Below are 15,392 nucleotides of genomic sequence, written 5' to 3'. Positions count from 1 at the left end.
GCGTACGGCCGGTGGTGGGGTCGGTGGTCACGTCACCGACGGTGAAGATCCCGAACTGCATCGCACCCGTCTCCCTGTGGTCGCTGTGCCGACTGCCGTGGCGAACGCGGTGCCGGGCGTGGTCGCCCCCGTCGCGGCATCATCGTCTTTTTGTTGATGTATCAACCATAATAGCCCAAGTGAAAGTTGATCAATCAACGGAATAGCGCGGTATTCCCCGGGGCCGCGCGCCGCCCGCTCAGTCCGGCTGCTTCTCCATGTGGTCCACGACGCGCTGGGAGAGCCGGGCGAACGTCCTGAGCTGGTTGGGGGTCAGTGCGTCGACGAACAGGCGGCGGACGTGCTCGACGTGCAGGGGCGCGGCCTCCTCGATCGCCGCGTATCCGGCCGGGGTGGCGACGATGAACGCCCCGCGGGCGTCGTCGGGGCATTCCTCCCTGGCCACGAGCCCGCGCTTGGCCATCCGCCGGACCTGGTGGGACATCCGGCTCTTCTCCCAGTTCACCATTTTGGCCAGTTCCAGGAAGCGCATCCTGCCGTCGTCCGTCGCGGTGAGGTTGACGAGCACGACGTAGTCGGAGGCGGACATCCCGGAGTCGGCCTGGAGGTGACGGGACAGCCGCCCGATGAGCGTCTCCTGCATGCGGATGAAGCCGTCCCAAGCGGCCTTCTCGTCCGCCTCCAGCCAGCGCGGCGTCTCGTTCATGGGCGCAGTGTAACGAAGAAGTTGACGTCTCATCCACTTGGGACGAAGCGGCCGGGACGCGGCCCCGCGTCGGGCCGGGCCCTCCGAAAGAGCGGAGGGGACCCGTCGACGGGGGCCGTCATCCCGACCCGGTCCGTCCCGTCGTCCCTCAGGACGCGGGGGTGCCCTGCCACCGCAGGGGGTCGTCCTCCAGCGCGGAGCGGTCCCAGTTCCCGAGGTTCGCGGCGGCCTCGTAGGTGGTGCGCAGGAACTCGGCCACCGCGCGGTCGGGGTCGGGCGCGGTGCGGGCGGCCTCGTAGGGCAGCAGGAACTGCTGGAACTCGGTGCTGTAGTACGCGCCCTCGGGGCCCACCGGCTGGTCGGCGAACCCGTCGGGTGCGGGGTAGGCGTAGGAGTAGAAGGCGCCCTCCTCGCCGCCGCCGGGCCAGAAGCCGCAGCTGGACAGCTCCCGGGAGTAGCCCTCCACCATGACCCAGTCCCCGCAGTTGGGCGCTCCGCCCGGGTGGGGCGGGGCCGTCCGCCCGGAGAAGCGGGTGCAGGCCAGGTCCATCGCTCCCCAGAAGAAGTGCACCGGGCTGACCTTGCCCACGAAGTGCGACCGGAACTCGCCGATCACCCGGTTCGCCTGGAGCAGCTGACGCCAGAACAGGGCGGCCGCCTCCCCGTCGTAGGAGGCGTGCTCGTGGTCCTCGGCGAAGGGGATCGCGGGCTCGACCTCGTTGGGACTCGGCCGGATCGGTGCCTCGATCCCGAGTCGGCCGAGCATGTCCATGATCCGGGTGTAGAACTCGGCGACCGGCATCGGCCGTAGCGCGAAGCTCCGCTCGCCGCCGTCGCTGCTGCGGATCCGGAGCTGGTGGTCGACGAAGTCGAACTCGATCTCGAAGGCCCCCGTGCCGTACGGGACGGCCGAGGTCGTCAACCCGCGCGGGCTGACGTAGAGGGTCACCTGCCACCAGTGGTTGATCAGCGGAGCGTGGGCCATGCGGATCTTGCCCACGATCTGGGTCCACATGTGCAGGGTGTCGCGGGTGGGGGTCCAGTCCGAGACCCGCAGGCTCGGCCAGTTCGTGGCTGAAGGGCTGGTCATCGCTCACTCACTTCCTTCTGTACGCCAAGGGGCGGAGGCGGCCGTGCGCCGCGGACGGGTGTCCTGACCCCCGTCCCTCCCGGAGCGAGGCGGGCCGCGGTCCTGCCGGTCCCCGCCGCACCCCCGGCGGCCGACGGCCTCCGGAGGGGCGGCGCCCCGCGTCGCCTGTGGGTGCGAGACCCCCGCTGGTCGTTGATACATCATCCGGACAGTAGGTGACAAGTCAACTTGCTGGTAGGCGATCCGTGTTCGGTGGCGGCGGTGGATCCGAGTCCTGGTTTGGTTGACACATCATCCAATGATGCTAATTTTGGTGATGCGTCACCTAACTCACCGGAGACGCGCCGTCACTGGCTCGGAGGGCCGTCTCCCATCGGAGAGGTCGCGCTGGTCCGCGCAGCGGTGTCGGCCGACGCCGCGTGACGTCGGCCGGTACGGGCGGCACGGGCACGGGCGCGTGCGCCCGTGCCGCCCGCACGGCGGCCGGCGGTGTCCCGGCCGAGCCCCCAGAGCACGAAACCCCTGAGAGGAACCCCCTGTGAGCACCAAGGCCAAGAACGGACTCCAGGCGCTGCTGACGCCGGAGGAGAGCATCCTCGTCCTGATCGACCACCAGCCGTTCCAGTTCGCCAACCTCAACAGCCACGAGCCGTCCATGGTCGTCAACAACACCGTCGGCCTCGCCAAGGCCGCCAAGGCGTTCGGCGTTCCGACCATCCTGACGACCGTGCTGGAGGAGCGCGGCGGCTACCTCATCCAGGAGCTTCAGGACGTGTTCCCGGAGCAGAAGCCGATCGACCGCACGTTCATCAACACCTGGGAGGACGAGCGCGTCGTCGACGCCGTCAAGGAGACCGGCCGGAAGAAGGTGGTCATGGCCGGTCTGTGGACGGAGATCTGCCTGGCCATGCCGGCGATCCAGGCGGCGGGCGAGGGCTTCGAGGTCTTCGCCGTCACCGACGCGTCGGGCGGTGCCACGGCGGAGTCCCACGACATGGCCGTGCGGCGCATGGTCCAGGCCGGCGTGGCGCCGATCACCTGGCTGGCCGTGGCGGGCGAGTGGCAGCGCGACTGGGCCCGCGAGGAGACCATGCAGGGCATGGTCGACGTCCTGACCCAGCACGGCGGTGCCACCGGCATCGCCTTCGCCTGGGAGACGCAGATGCTGGCCAGCCGTGCCGCGAACGGCGCCTGAGGACACGACCGCGCGACGGGGCCGGTCCGCGGCGGGCGCGGCCCGTCCCCGACCGGTCCCGTCGCCGACGAGGACACCGCCGGTCAACGGCGTGAACAGGCTGACACACCAACACGAGGGGAGGACCCGTGGCGGTCCAGGTGGGCGACGTGCCCCAGGCCAAGCGCTATGAGGCCCGCGTCGACGGAGAACCCGGGGTCGCGGGCGTCGCGGAGTACATCCGCACGCCGGAACTCGTCGCGTTCGTGCACACCGAGGTCGCGCCGGAGCACGAAGGCAGAGGAGTCGGGTCCGCGCTGGCACGCACGGCCCTCGACGAGGCGCGGTCCGCGAACCTGCGCGTGCTGGCGACCTGCCCCTTCTTCGCGGGCTGGATCGCCCGTCATCCCGAGTACCAGGACCTGCTGTACCGGTCCCGGAGCAGGGTCAGCGACTGAACGGTCGGCCACGGCGGTCGTCGACGTCCCCCCGACCGGGGATACGGCCGCGTCGTCGGAACGCCTCCCTGACCGAAGCAGCCGCTGACGGTCGTCCCGGGGTGTGAACACGTATGCGCGGGAGGGCGGAGCCACGGCTCCGCCCTCCCGCCGCGCTGCCCGGAAACGACCCAGGCCGGAGCGTGTGCTCCGGCCTGGGAAGGTGGTGGGCGATACAGGATTCGAACCTGTGACCTCTGCCGTGTCAAGGTGGTCCCGGCTCCGCAGCGACCTGCGCCGATGAGCATCCACCCAGGTCGGAGCGTTCCGTTGAGGGATCTTCACGGCGATTGGGAGCCGTTGGGAGAGGTTCGCGTCTCCCGGAAACCTCCCACTGCGGGATGGGAGACGCCCGTCTCCCACCCCGCCCGGCAGGGCGCTTCCGGTCCCGTGAAGGCCCCTCGGTCACCGGGAAAGGGCGATCGGGACGGAGTCCTCCCGCTGGTCACGATGGGTCACCATCGCGGCTGTTCTGCTGCTCGCGGGCATCGCCGCGGTGGCCGACCCCACGCTGTGGTCGCGGATCATCCACGCCTGGCCGAGCTTCGCGCTCATCGGTGCGTACGAGCTGCTCATGAGGGAGTTCCGCACGACGGCGAAGAGCGTACGCACCGCGTCCGCAGACGATGGACAGACGACGAAACCGATATTCGAAGACCGAGGAGGCTCAGGGCTCCATCGCGTCGGAGCGCCGATGGCGGTGGGCCGACACCCGGAGTGTCAGGGCGTCCCCGCCCGCCACTGGACGTGCTGGGGAACGACGTCGTCGGCGTGCCAGCGCAGCTCGGAGTCGACGGCCACCACGCCCTCGATCTGCCGAACGCGGTGGATCAGCTTCTCGACGTCGCTGCGGTGCTCCACATCCCCGGTGAGCCTCACCACCCCGTCCTTGACCGTGGCGGCGGGTTCCGGCAGGACCTCCCTGATCACGCCCCGCGTCTCCTCGGCGATGTCCTCGTCCTCCCGTACGAAGACCGACAACAGGTCCCGCCTGCTGACGATCCCGAGCAGGTGCCCGTCCCCGTCGACGACCGGCAACTGTTTGACCCCGTGCCGCTCCATCAAGCGGGCGGCGAGGACCACGGACGCGTCGGAGGACACCGTGACGGCGGGGCCGGTCATCAACTCGGCCGCGTTCCTCGCCGTGGCCTTGTCGCCAGCGCTGCCTCCCGAACCCAGCCGGGCGCGCAACCGGGCGCGCAACGGAGGAGCGTAGTCCCCTCCTGTGAACTCCTCCTTGTGGAGCAGGTCCTCATCCGAGACCACGCCGACCACACAGCCCTCTCCGTTGGTCACGGGCAGAGCGCTCACACCGTGCGTGACCAGCATCTCGGCGATCTCGCGGTAGCCGGTGTCCCCGGTGACGGAGAAGACCTCGGTCGTCATGACGTCGCTCACAGTGTGCATCGCGAACTCCCCTCGTGTACCGTCCCGGACGGCGGTCGGCACGGTCCTGTTCTCACGGGAACGCTCCTCGGACGCTCCGGTCCCCCTCCCAGCCTTCTTCGTAGGCGACCTGCCCACCAGGGTCCTGGGCCCCGGCTGCGTCGGGCCCTACGGCTCCTCCCGGCAGGGACCCGCGCTCTCGACCTGGTCACGGAGCCGCGGCTCCGGCGACGGTCACAGCGGTCGGAGCGCGCGCAAGTACGGGTCCCCGTGCGGATACCTGGCCACCCGGACGCGGGCGTCGACGCACACCGCCGACGAAGGACCGATGACGACCGGGTTCATCTCGAGTTCCGCGATCTCCGGCAGGTCCTCGACCAGCTTCGAGAGCCTCAGCAGGGGTTCCCGCAGTACCGCGGGGACCGCACCCCTCTCACCCTCCCGTTCGCCCAGGCGTCTGAGCTCGGGTACGGACCGGACCATCTCGTCGGCGTCGGCGTCGGTCAGCGGAATGAGCCGGGACGCCCCTGAGCCCAGCACCTCGGCGTAGCTTCCGCCGGGTCCGCACGCGATCACGGGGCCGAAGTCGGGCTGCTGGACCGAGCCGATCAGGGCCTCGAAACCGGGAGGGGCCATGCCTTGGACGACGAAGCCGCGGACCCTTCCCCGGAACCGCTCCGCCAGCGCACGGTAGGCCTTCCGGAACCGCTCCTCCCCGGTGAGGCCGAGGTACAGGGCTCCGGCGCGGCCTCGGTGGACGACGCCTGCCACGTCCGCCTTGAGGGCGACCGGCCCGGGGATCTCCGCCGCCGCTCGCAGCGCCTCCTCCTCGTTACGTGCGCGGCGCCACGGAGCTAGGGCCATCCCGTAGCAGGTGAGCAGCTCCATCACACGGTGCAGGGGCAGCCATCCGCCCTGGGAGGGGGAGCTCAGGGACTCGTTCACGATCTCGGCCGCCCGGTACGAGGCCACGTCGGAGAGTTCTGGTGCCCTCCCGGGCGGGCGGGCCAGCCATGAGGAGCGCCGCCACGCGGCTCCGAGCGCGGCCGCCGCCGACTCGGGACCGTTGTACGAGGGCACCGGTCTTCCCCCGCCCCCGAGGACGGCCACGGCCTCGGGCTGTTCGGGCGCGACCGCGACCACCGGGACGTCCCGCACCGCCATGCTGACCGCCGGAGCCGGATCGGCCAGGGCCGTGGGGACCGTGACGGCCATGACGGCGTCCACCTCCGGAGCCGCCGACAACAGCTCCAGACACGCGCGCAACTGGTCGCTGCGGACCTCCGGCGTGGTGTCGACGGGGTTGGCGCACACCGCTCCGGAGGGCAGCGACTCCTCCAGGCCGCGCCGCGTCCGCTCGGATAGTTCGACGACCTCCAGGCCGGCGTCGCAGCACGAGTCGGCGGCCATCCCCCCCACTCCGGCGGTGTTGGTCAGGACCGCGACACGAGGGCCGCGGGGGAGGGGCTGGTGGGCCATGAGGGCCGCTGCTTCGACCAGTTCGCCGATCCCGGACACGGCGGTGACCCCGGCCTGGGCGAACAGGGCATCGGCGGCCGGGACGGACGGCAGGGGGGAACCGCTGTGCGCCAGGGCCGCTCGCCTCCCCGCCTCCGAACGTCCCGCGTGCACGGCCAGGACGGGCATCCGCCGTCCGACCCCACGGGCGAGGCGGGCGAACTTGCGGGGGTTGCCGAAGGACTCCACGTGCACCACCGCCATGGTGGTCGACCCGTCCGCCTCCCACCAGCTCAGCATGTCGTTGCTGCTGACGTCCAGGCGGTTGCCCACCGCCAGGAACGAGGACACCCCCACTCCCAGGCGGGTGAGGTGGTCGAGCAGGCTGATCCCGACCCCGCCCGACTGCACGACGAGGCCCGCGCCTCCGGGGGAGGGCGGACGCGCGGCGAAGGTCGCCTGCAGGCTCACCCCGGGCTCGGTGCAGACGACACCGAAGCTGTTGGGGCCCACGAGCCGCATCCCGCTGTCCCGGCAGACCGACAGCAGCTCCCGGCTCGTGTCGGGACCCAGGTTCGAGGTGACGACGAGGAGCGTCCTGATCCCCCGCGCACCGCACGACCGCGCCACGGGGACCACGGCGTCGGGAGGGACCGTCACCACCGCCAGGTCCGGGGGCTCGGGAAGTTCCGCGACGGAACGGTGGACGGGCAGGGACACGTCGGCCACGCCGGACGCCTGGGGATGGACGGCGTACGTCGGACCGGTGAAGCCGTGGCACACGATGCTGCGGAGGACCGCGTTGCCGACCGACACCGCGCGGCTCGTCACACCGATGACCACGGCCGAACGGGGACGCAGCAACCGCTTGAGGCTCTCCCTGCCGGCCTGTCCCTCCCTGCGCCCCACGGCTTCGACGTAGCGGTCGTCCTGCTCCAGGGGCAGGGTCAGCTCCACCACCCCCGCGTCGGTCCTGCGACGCGATCGCAGTCCCGCGTCGTCGCACACGCGCAGCATCTCGTGGTTGGCGGCCAGGACGTCGGCGTGGAAGGCCCTGACACCGCGTTCCCGTGCCACCGTGGCCAGGTGCTCCAGAAGCAGGGTGCCCACACCGCGTCCGTGCGCCCCTTCCGCCACGGCCAGCCCCAACTCCCCGACATGGGACCGCTCGGACGCGTCGTAACTCGCGACGCCGACCACCTCGCCGTCGAGGACCGCGAGGAGGGCGGCGCAGCAGGTGCCGCCGCCCGCGCAGGCCCGCTCGGCCGCCATTCGGGCCGAAGACGTACTGGGCAGGAAGAAGCGCATGCGCAGGTTCTCCTGCGACATCCCCTCGTACAGCTTCCTGACTCTGGTGACGTCCTCGGCGCGGGCGGGACGGATCAGCGCGACGGTGCCGTCGGACAACAGCGCGTGGGAGGTGCCCTGGTCCGCCGTCCGTACCGTTTCTTCGTCGAGTTGGCCGGTCATGGTCACCCTCCCCCGGTTCCTCGCGTCCGAGCCGCCGGTGTCGGTCCGAGGCGCGTCGTCGCGTGTGGCGCGGTGCGCTTCCCAGTCTTCTCCCTGTTCGCGGATCCGGCCCGGGGACGGAGGTCGCTCGCATCCGGGCCCAACGGCCCATGCTCGGTGACTCCGCGACCGGTGAGGATGCGGGTAGTACGGGACGCGGGAGCGTCTTCTTCGGGGTGGGGGGTCGCGCCATGACGCGGGAAGAGGGCACGGGCACCACGGGCAGCGACCTCGGGCGCAGGGCCGCCGCGCGCCGGGCCGAACTCGGTCTGACCCGGGAGGAGGTCGCGCACCTGGCCGACATGGACCCCGGGTACGTGGCCTACCTGGAGGAGTACGCCCCCCACATGACCAGGCAGGCGCTCCACCGCCTCGCGGAAGCCCTGAACACCACGCAGGACTACCTGCTGGGAAGCGCCACCGACGTACCGCCCGGCTCCGCGACCACCTCGGTCCTCCTTCCGGAGACGACCGTGCTCCCTCCGGAGAGGTGCATGGAACTCATCGGTCCGGGCGGTGTGGGACGCATCGGCTTCATGCCCGAGGGCGCGACGGCGCCGACCATCCTTCCGGTGAACTACCTCGTCCGCGGCCACGCCGTCGTGTTCCGGACCACGGACCACGGAGTGATCGCCCGGCACCTTCCCTGCGGCGCCGCCTTCGAGGTCGACCGCGTCGACGGCGCGACGAGCGAGGGGTGGAGCGTCCTGGTCACCGGCCGGGCCGTACCGGTGACCGATGAGGCGGAGGCGGCGTCTCTGCGCACGAGTGCTCCCGTGCGCCCGTGGGCGGGAGGCGAACACGACCTCTTCGTCCGTGTCGTGGCGTACGAGGTCAGCGGGCGCCGTGTGGGAGCCCGGAGCATGCGCTGACCCGTGTCGGCGTCCCGCTTCGGGGCGGGTCCGCCACTGGTATCCGACCCTCTTCGCGGGTAGGGGGACGAGGCACGCGACGGAGCGCGGCCCGGCCGCGTACCGGGTCGCCCGGCCCCGTCGGGAGAGCTCGCCCGTGTGGGAGGAGATGACGGCCTATGCAGGAGGAGAGCCGGGCCATCCGCGTCTTCCTGGTCGACGACCACGACGTGGTGAGGCGGGGGATCACCGCCCTGCTCCAGGAGGAGGGGGACATCGAGGTCGTCGGGGAGGCCGCCACGGCGGCCGAGGCGCTCGGCCGCGTACCGGCCGCACGACCCGACGTGGCGGTCCTGGACGTGCGTCTGCCGGACGGCAGCGGTGTGGAGGTCTGCCGGGAGCTGCGGTCGCGGTTCCCGGACCTGGCGTGTCTGATGCTGACGTCCTACTCCGACGACGAGGCCCTCTACGACGCCGTCCTGGCGGGCGCGGCGGGCTACGTGCTGAAGCAGATCCACGGTTCGGACCTGGTGGGGGCGATTCGCACGGTCGCCTCCGGGGAGTCCCTGCTGGACCCGCACAGCACCTCCCTCGTCATGCGGCGCATACGCGAGGGAGCGGAGTCGGCCGATCCCCTCGCCGGGTTCTCCCCTCAGGAACGGCGCGTGTTCGAGCTGATCGGCGAGGGGCTGACCAACCGGCAGATCGGCGAGCGGGTCTTCCTGGCGGAGAAGACGGTGAAGAACTACGTCTCCAGTGTGCTGTCCAAGCTGGACATGCAGCGCCGGGCGCAGGCGGCGGCGTACGCCGCGCGGCTCAAGGACCGTGCCGCGCGCGGCGGGTCCGGATGAGACCGCGCGTTCGCCCGGATCCCGTGGTGTGCTCCGGATACGGGCGGACACCCGGGCGGGGCGCACGGCGTCAAGCGTCGCAGGTCCCGGATCCGCCACGTCCTTGGAGACCGCCCGACCGCGACACCCGTACCTGGTGCGCCCGAGCGGACGCTCCTAACGTGGCACGGGAGGGCTCCACAACCGGTGGGAGGCAGCCATGGACCAGGCAGCGAAGGCGCCCGTGGTGGCGGCGGTCAACGGAACGGCGGCGAGCGGACGGGCCCTGGACTGGGCCGCGGACGACGCGGGACGGAGGGGACGGGGGCTGCGTGTCGTGTACGCCTTCGACTGGCCGCTCTACCACTCCCTCCCCCGCGGCCTGCCGGGATTCGACGTGGACGAGTTCGCGCGCCGCATCGTCGACGAGGCTCGCGAACGTGCGCTGGAGCGGGTTCCGGACCTCGACGTCATGGCGGTGCACGTCACGGGCGACCCCGCGCCGGTCCTGCTGACCGAGAGCCGGAGCGCCCACTCCCTGGTCGTGGGAGCGCACCGCATGACGACCATGGACAGGGTCGTACCGGACTCCACGGCCCTGGAGCTGCTGGCCGACGCCTCGTGTCCTGTGGTGGTCGTTCCCAACCGGGAGCCAGGCCCCTTCCACGGCCGCCTCGTGCTGGGCGCGGACGGGTCGCGGTCCGCGCGGGCCGCCACGGAGTGGGCGTTCGCCACGGCCGGGACCTGGGGAGCGCGGCTGCGCGCGGTGACGGTACGCGAGGAGACCCGCTGGTGGCGCTTCGGCGCGTTGGAGGACCCGACCTGGACCATGACGGAGGAGGAGAGGAAGCGGGCCGAGGACGAGGACGTGCGCCGCGCGCACCGGGCCTTGTCGGAGGCGGTCGGGGACGAGCGGGCGCGCTGGCCGCGAGTGCGGGTCGAGGAGGTCGTGGAGACGGGCCACCCCGTCGAGGTCCTGTGCGCCGCGGCCCGGGACTGTGACCTGATGGTCGTGGGGTCGCACGGTCGGGGAGGCTTCGCCGGGATGCTGCTGGGGTCGGTGAGCCGCAACGTGATCTCACACAGCCCCGTTCCGGTCGCGGTGGTACGCCCTCCCCGGCACTGAGAGCGGCGGCCGGGCACACCCGGGGGCGCCGCGGACGGTCACACCGGTGCGGCGCCCGACGTTCCGGCGCCGGACAGGTCGGCGGCGATCGCGTCGGCCCAGCCGTCGATCTCGTCCCAGTCCCGGAAGTCTCCGTAGCGCCCCCTCATGAGCCGGTAGACCGCGCGCCCGAACCGCGGCAGGTGTTCGGGCCGCAGGGATCCGGCCAGGAGGCGGTGTTCGCGGAAGCCCAGAGCGTCGTGCAGCTCGGCGACCTCCTTGGGCTCTTGGACGTGCTTCTCGAACCAGCCGCCGACGACCCGCGCCAAGCCCACGCTGAACAGCCAGACCGGCATCCTGCCGAGCGGCGCGGCGTTGGCGCGGAGGTATTCCGATGCCTCGGGAATCCAGGAGCCGCCGTGGACCGCGCTGCCCAGGACCGCGGCACCGTACTCCCCGGCCCCCGGTGCTTCCGCCAGGGAGCGCACGTCCGCGGTGTGGCCGCGTTCGCGCAGACGACCGGCGATCCTCTCCGCGATCTCCCGTGTGGAACCGTGCTCGCTCGCGTAGCCGACCAGTACGGACATGGCGGTACCTCCTTCGAGCATCCTCCGTCACAGCCCAGTCTGGGCGCGCGGAGCCGCGCCGCCGCAGGGGCGTACCTCCCCGCGTACGGGGACGTACGGCCCGTCCGGGTCAGCCGCTCGGCCCTGCCGGGAGGACGGATACGGAGGCAGTGTCGGAGGGGAGGGGGAGGCGGGCGCCTCCCCGGGGGAGGTGTCCCGAGATGGCTCAAGGCACGCGCTACCCGGTGGTGGTCGAGGCCGATCCGGACCCGACGGCGGGCCGCTGGCTCTGGTTGGTCAAGTGGCTGCTGGCGATTCCCCACTACGTGGTGCTCGTCTTCCTGTGGATCGCCTTCCTCGCGCTGACCGTGGCGGCCTTCTTCGCGATCCTGTTCACCGGCCGCTACCCGGCGGGGATGTTCCGGTTCAACACCGGAGTCCTGCGGTGGAGCTGGAGGGTGGGGTTCTACGCCTACCGGGTGCTGGGGACCGACCGCTATCCGCCCTTCACCCTGTCCGGGGACGTGGACTACCCGGCCCGACTGACGATCAGGGAGCCGGGGCGGATGTCCCGGGGGCTGGTACTGGTCAAGTGGTGGCTGCTGGCCCTGCCCCAGTACCTGGTGGTGGCCCTCTTCGTGCGCGGCGGCGTGACCGTGGTGGCGGAGGGCCCGGAGACGAGGTCCGCCGAGACCTGGGAGGCGATGTACCAGTCACCCGGTCTCATCGGCCTCCTGGTGCTGTTCGCGGCCGTGGCGCTGCTCTTCACCGGGGCCTATCCGCGGGGTCTGTTCGACCTCGTGGTCGGACTGAACCGGTGGGTCCTGCGCGTCGTGGCCTACGCCGCGCTCATGACCGACCGCTACCCGCCCTTCCGCCTGGACACGGGCGGGCCGGAACGGGACGAGACCCGGGGATCGGTCACCGGAGACGGACCGACCTGATCCGACGGGCCCTCCACTGGCGCCGCCGGGGCGGAGCACGTGCGCGGGACCGGTGCCGGAGCGCCGGTCCCGCGGCGTGGGCCTGAGCCGGCCCGGGCGGCTACTCCTCGGCCTTGCGCGAGATCGGCACCTTGCGGCTGCCCTCGGGCTTCTGCGACAGGCCGACGCTCACCTCCAGGATGCCCTGGTCGTACGAGGCGGCGACGTCCTCCTCGTCGGCGTCGGCGGGCAGCGCGAGCGTGCGGCTGAAGGAGCCGTAGCGGAACTCCGAGTGCTGGGGCGTCGACGTGCTCTCCCCGCGCTCGGCCCGGATGGTCAGCGTGCCGTGCTCGACGGTCACGCTGAGGCCGTCCTCGGGGTCCACGCCGGGCACCTCGGCCCGGACCAGGTACCGGTCGTCGCGCACCGAGGTCTCGACCCTCAGGTTGGAGGGCGAGCGCGTCGAGAAGAACGGGGCGTCGAACAGCTCGGCCAGGTCGGGGAAGCGCCCCAGCCCCTCACGGCGGGAGATCGCGTTCATGTCCTACCTCCTCCGGTTCGGGTTCCCGCGGCCGCCGCGCTTCGGCCGGGCCACGGCCTTCCACCACCACCCAACACCGGTACGCGGCCCTCCGCCAGGAGCCGAAGGCTCGGGACCGCCGGGCCGTTGGTCCCCCAGCCCACCGTGCCCTTCGGGGTCGGCGAGCACGTGGAAGCTCTCCTCCTCCTGGGCGAAGTGCAGGCGCAGGACCGCGTAGAGCTCGACGGCCAGCCGGGCCGCGCGACGGCGCGCGTCCGCGCCCCCGACGCCGTCCACCTCCTCCAGGCACGTGCGCAGGCGCAGGCACAGCTCGGCGATCTCCGTGTGCCCGCGGCTCATCGCGGCGGTGGTGTCGGGTCCGCCCAGAGCCCGCGCGACCCTGGGGTAGAGCAGGTGCTCGTCCCGCTCCTCGTGGGCGGTCAGTGCGTCGATGAAGTCCCTCAGGCCGGCGGTCTCGGCGGACGGATCGCCTCCCCGCCGGGTGAGGGCCTCCGCCGTGCGCGGCAGTGACTCGATCCCCGGCCACAGCCGGACGTGCTCCTCCTGCAGGGCGCGCACCAGGTCGGCGTCGTCGCCGCGCAGCTCCGGCACCCGCCTCCCGCGTCCGCCCGACAGCGCGCGCAGGGCGTTGAGGATCACCGCGACGTCGATCGCCTCCTGGGTCAGCGCCCCCGCCGTGGGGGGAAGCAGCCCGACCGCGGCGACGGCCATCGCGGCCGCGGACAGCAGCATGCCGACGGCCGCGCTCTGCCGCGCGATCGCCAGGGTGCGCCGGGCGACGGCCAGGCTCTCGGCGACCCTGGTCAGGCGGTCCACCGTGACCACCACGTCCGCGGCCTCCGACGAGGCCGTCGATCCGCGCGCGCCCAGGGCCACGCCCACGCCCGCCGCCGCCAGCGCGGGAGCGTCGTTGACTCCGTCTCCGACCATCACCGTGGGGGCCCGCGCGCTCTCGTCGCGTGCCACGGCGACCTTGTCGGCCGGGGACTGCTCGGCGTACACCGCGTCCGCCCCCACGTGCGCGGCGATGCGCTCGGCGACGTCCCGCCGGTCGCCGGTGACCATCACCGCGCGCTCGATCCCCGCCAGCCGCAGCAGGCGAAGGGTGCGCGGGGCGTCCGCGCGCAGCCGGTCGCGCAGCAGCAGGACCCCTCGCAGGAGGCCGTCGACGCCCACGAACACGGTGACCGACCCGTCGCGTGCCGCCTCGGCGCGGGCCCGGGCGGCCCATCCGGGCTCGGCTCCCCCTCCCGCGGCCCACGCGGCCTTGCCCACGCGGACCGGCCTGCCGCCGACCGTGCCGCCGATGCCCCGCCCCAGTTCCTCGACCACCTCAGCCGGCTGTTCCAGACGCACACCGCGGCCCCTGGCCGCGCGCACGATGGCCGACGCCAACACGTGCGGCGAGGCCTGGTCGAGCGAGGCGGCCAGGCGCAGCACCTCGTCGGCCGACGCGTCCTCCCCGGTGACGACCCGGCCCAGCACCGGGCGGCCCTCGGTGACGGTGCCGGTCTTGTCGAAGAGCAGCACCCGGGCGCGCGCCAGCCTCTCCAGGGCCGCGCCCCCGCGCACGATGACCCCCCGCCGTGCGCTGCGCGACATGCCCGAGGTGAAGGCGACGGGCGCGGCGAGGATGAGGGGGCACGGTGTGGCCACGACCAGCACGGCGACGGCGCGCACGGCCTCCCCCGACAGCCACCACGCCGCGCCGGTCAGCAGCAGTGTGAACGGCAGGAACAGGGCCGCGTAGCGGTCGGCCATGCGTACGAACGGCGCGGTGCGCGCCTGGGCCTCGCGTGCGAGGCGCACGATCGCGGCGAACGAGCTGCCCTCGGCGTCGGTCGTGGCGCGCATGCGGAAGGGGCCGCCCGCGTTGACGGTGCCGCCTCGCACGTCCTGGTCCGCGGACCGCTCGACGGGCAGCGGCTCGCCGGTCACCACCGACTCGTCCACCACCGCCGTACCCTCCGTCACGCGTCCGTCCACCGGCAGCGCCTCTCCCGCCAGGACCAGCAGCACGTCCCCGGGGCGCACCTCGTCCGCCGGCACCGCGGTCACCCGGTCGCCGTCGATCCGGTGCGCGACGCGGGGAGCCCTGGAGACCAGCGCGCTCAGATCGCGCCGCGCACGGCGCGCGGCCCCGTCCTCCAGGACCCTTCCCCCGGTCAGCATGACGGCGACGATCGCGCCGGCGAGGAGTTCACCGACCAGCGCGGAGCCGACCAGCGCCAGCAGGGCGACGACGTCGCTTCCCAGGCTCCGGCGCAGCAGCGCCCGGACGACCCACACGGCCGAGGCGACGGCGGCGACGGCCGTGGCCGCCAACCACGCCGCGTCCGAGGCGGCCGTGAACCCCGACAGCCGCAGCGCCCCTCCGACGACGAGCCCCGACAGACACAGGACCAGCAGCACGGTCTCGCCGGTCACGTATCGAGAACTGTCTCCTCGCCCAGTGCCCATACCGCCACTGTGGTCCGCGACGGCAGGGGTCGGCAGGGCTGGAGGTCGTGTCCGTAAGGGGTCGATGGTCACGCGTCCGGTGGAGTCAACCCGGCCCGCGAGGGGAGGAGTTCGGACAGGTCGGACACCACGACGTGCGCTCCCAGGGCCAGCATCCTGCGGCGGACGCCGGTGCGGTCCACCCCCACCACCAGACCGAACCCCCCGCGCCCGGCCGCCTCCACACCGACCAGCGCGTCCTCGGCCACGGCGGCCGAGCCCGGTTCGACCCCCACCCGACGGGCGGCCTCCAGGAA

Annotated in this window: 14 protein-coding genes and 1 pseudogene; 6 read left to right on the top strand and 9 right to left on the bottom strand. The window is 72.6% G+C overall.

Features of this window, described 5'->3' with window-relative positions; translation table 11 throughout:
- Positions 1–238: 238 nt before the first annotated feature.
- Complete coding sequence (locus DQW06_RS04035; protein ID WP_117197984.1) at positions 239–706, bottom strand: MarR family winged helix-turn-helix transcriptional regulator; 468 nt, start codon at positions 704–706, stop codon at positions 239–241.
- A 148-nt stretch (positions 707–854) separates the two neighbouring features.
- On the bottom strand, positions 855–1,796 hold the full coding sequence (locus DQW06_RS04030) for a DUF5996 family protein (protein WP_013152151.1): 942 nt from the start codon (positions 1,794–1,796) through the stop codon (positions 855–857).
- Between the two features lie 538 nt (positions 1,797–2,334).
- On the opposite strand from DQW06_RS04030, the gene DQW06_RS04025 reads away from it, so the two are divergent.
- Together DQW06_RS04025 and DQW06_RS04020 are read left to right on the top strand one after the other, a co-directional pair.
- Positions 2,335–2,991 (top strand): hydrolase, encoded by a 657-nt coding sequence (locus tag DQW06_RS04025; protein ID WP_013152152.1) that lies wholly within the window; start codon positions 2,335–2,337, stop codon positions 2,989–2,991.
- Between the two features lie 128 nt (positions 2,992–3,119).
- Entirely contained in the window at positions 3,120–3,428 is a 309-nt protein-coding gene (locus DQW06_RS04020) for a GNAT family N-acetyltransferase (RefSeq protein WP_013152153.1), read from the top strand.
- 444 nt (positions 3,429–3,872) lie between these two features.
- On the opposite strand, the gene DQW06_RS28830 is transcribed toward DQW06_RS04020, so the two are convergent.
- The 3 genes from DQW06_RS28830 to DQW06_RS04005 form a co-directional block, all read right to left on the bottom strand.
- On the bottom strand, positions 3,873–4,043 hold the full coding sequence (locus DQW06_RS28830) for a hypothetical protein (RefSeq protein WP_156910828.1): 171 nt from the start codon (positions 4,041–4,043) through the stop codon (positions 3,873–3,875).
- Between the two features lie 144 nt (positions 4,044–4,187).
- Complete coding sequence (locus tag DQW06_RS04010) at positions 4,188–4,874, bottom strand: CBS domain-containing protein (protein ID WP_013152154.1); 687 nt, start codon at positions 4,872–4,874, stop codon at positions 4,188–4,190.
- A 213-nt stretch (positions 4,875–5,087) separates the two neighbouring features.
- The gene (locus tag DQW06_RS04005; RefSeq protein ID WP_117197985.1) at positions 5,088–7,781 is read right to left on the bottom strand and encodes a GNAT family N-acetyltransferase; all 2,694 of its coding nucleotides are present in this window, start codon (positions 7,779–7,781) and stop codon (positions 5,088–5,090) included.
- 230 nt (positions 7,782–8,011) lie between these two features.
- On the opposite strand from DQW06_RS04005, the gene DQW06_RS04000 reads away from it, so the two are divergent.
- The 3 genes from DQW06_RS04000 to DQW06_RS03990 all read left to right on the top strand — a co-directional run bounded on the left by DQW06_RS04000 (position 8,012) and on the right by DQW06_RS03990 (position 10,627).
- Positions 8,012–8,692, top strand: a complete 681-nt coding sequence (locus DQW06_RS04000; protein ID WP_232832951.1) for a pyridoxamine 5'-phosphate oxidase family protein — start codon at positions 8,012–8,014, stop codon at positions 8,690–8,692.
- A 158-nt stretch (positions 8,693–8,850) separates the two neighbouring features.
- Positions 8,851–9,522 carry a response regulator transcription factor gene (locus DQW06_RS03995; RefSeq protein ID WP_117197982.1) on the top strand — a complete coding sequence of 224 codons (672 nt, stop codon included), beginning with the start codon at positions 8,851–8,853 and terminating at the stop codon, positions 9,520–9,522.
- 199 nt (positions 9,523–9,721) lie between these two features.
- Positions 9,722–10,627: a universal stress protein gene (locus DQW06_RS03990; RefSeq protein ID WP_071621692.1), complete on the top strand. Its 906-nt coding sequence runs from the start codon at positions 9,722–9,724 to the stop codon at positions 10,625–10,627.
- Between the two features lie 38 nt (positions 10,628–10,665).
- Here DQW06_RS03990 and DQW06_RS03985 read toward each other — a convergent pair whose 3' ends face one another.
- A complete protein-coding gene (locus DQW06_RS03985; protein WP_071621693.1) occupies positions 10,666–11,193 on the bottom strand; it encodes a flavodoxin domain-containing protein in 528 nt (175 codons plus the stop codon).
- Positions 11,194–11,393: 200 nt separating this feature from the next.
- Here DQW06_RS03985 and DQW06_RS03980 point away from each other — a divergent pair, with 200 nt between their 5' ends.
- On the top strand, positions 11,394–12,116 hold the full coding sequence (locus DQW06_RS03980) for a DUF4389 domain-containing protein (RefSeq protein ID WP_071621694.1): 723 nt from the start codon (positions 11,394–11,396) through the stop codon (positions 12,114–12,116).
- 100 nt (positions 12,117–12,216) lie between these two features.
- On the opposite strand, the gene DQW06_RS03975 is transcribed toward DQW06_RS03980, so the two are convergent.
- The 3 genes and pseudogenes from DQW06_RS03975 to DQW06_RS03965 form a co-directional block, all read right to left on the bottom strand.
- Positions 12,217–12,636: an Hsp20/alpha crystallin family protein gene (locus DQW06_RS03975; RefSeq protein ID WP_071621695.1), complete on the bottom strand. Its 420-nt coding sequence runs from the start codon at positions 12,634–12,636 to the stop codon at positions 12,217–12,219.
- Between the two features lie 3 nt (positions 12,637–12,639).
- Positions 12,640–15,063, bottom strand: coding sequence for a heavy metal translocating P-type ATPase (locus tag DQW06_RS03970; protein ID WP_232832950.1), 2,424 nt, complete (start codon positions 15,061–15,063; stop codon positions 12,640–12,642).
- 101 nt (positions 15,064–15,164) lie between these two features.
- A pseudogene (locus DQW06_RS03965) lies at positions 15,165–15,392 on the bottom strand (hydrolase); the annotation flags it as partial.

Origin of the sequence: Nocardiopsis sp. TNDT3, assembly GCF_003427465.1 — a bacterium.
GTDB classification, from domain to species: Bacteria; Actinomycetota; Actinomycetes; order Streptosporangiales; family Streptosporangiaceae; genus Nocardiopsis; species Nocardiopsis dassonvillei.
Note: the sequence above shows the minus strand (reverse complement) of the source record. Positions and strands in the feature narration are given on the sequence as shown.

What these genes read in the sequence shown, in the direction of transcription:
- DQW06_RS04035 (WP_117197984.1), bottom strand. Translation starts at nt 706, where the DNA reads ATGAACGAGACGCCGCGCTGGCTGGAGGCGGACGAGAAGGCCGCTTGG.
- DQW06_RS04030 (WP_013152151.1), bottom strand. Translation starts at nt 1,796, where the DNA reads ATGACCAGCCCTTCAGCCACGAACTGGCCGAGCCTGCGGGTCTCGGAC.
- DQW06_RS28830 (WP_156910828.1), bottom strand. Translation starts at nt 4,043, where the DNA reads ATGAGCAGCTCGTACGCACCGATGAGCGCGAAGCTCGGCCAGGCGTGG.
- DQW06_RS04010 (WP_013152154.1), bottom strand. Translation starts at nt 4,874, where the DNA reads ATGCACACTGTGAGCGACGTCATGACGACCGAGGTCTTCTCCGTCACC.
- DQW06_RS04005 (WP_117197985.1), bottom strand. Translation starts at nt 7,781, where the DNA reads ATGACCGGCCAACTCGACGAAGAAACGGTACGGACGGCGGACCAGGGC.
- DQW06_RS04000 (WP_232832951.1), top strand. Translation starts at nt 8,012, where the DNA reads ATGACGCGGGAAGAGGGCACGGGCACCACGGGCAGCGACCTCGGGCGC.
- DQW06_RS03995 (WP_117197982.1), top strand. Translation starts at nt 8,851, where the DNA reads ATGCAGGAGGAGAGCCGGGCCATCCGCGTCTTCCTGGTCGACGACCAC.
- DQW06_RS03990 (WP_071621692.1), top strand. Translation starts at nt 9,722, where the DNA reads ATGGACCAGGCAGCGAAGGCGCCCGTGGTGGCGGCGGTCAACGGAACG.
- DQW06_RS03985 (WP_071621693.1), bottom strand. Translation starts at nt 11,193, where the DNA reads ATGTCCGTACTGGTCGGCTACGCGAGCGAGCACGGTTCCACACGGGAG.
- DQW06_RS03980 (WP_071621694.1), top strand. Translation starts at nt 11,394, where the DNA reads ATGGCTCAAGGCACGCGCTACCCGGTGGTGGTCGAGGCCGATCCGGAC.
- DQW06_RS03975 (WP_071621695.1), bottom strand. Translation starts at nt 12,636, where the DNA reads ATGAACGCGATCTCCCGCCGTGAGGGGCTGGGGCGCTTCCCCGACCTG.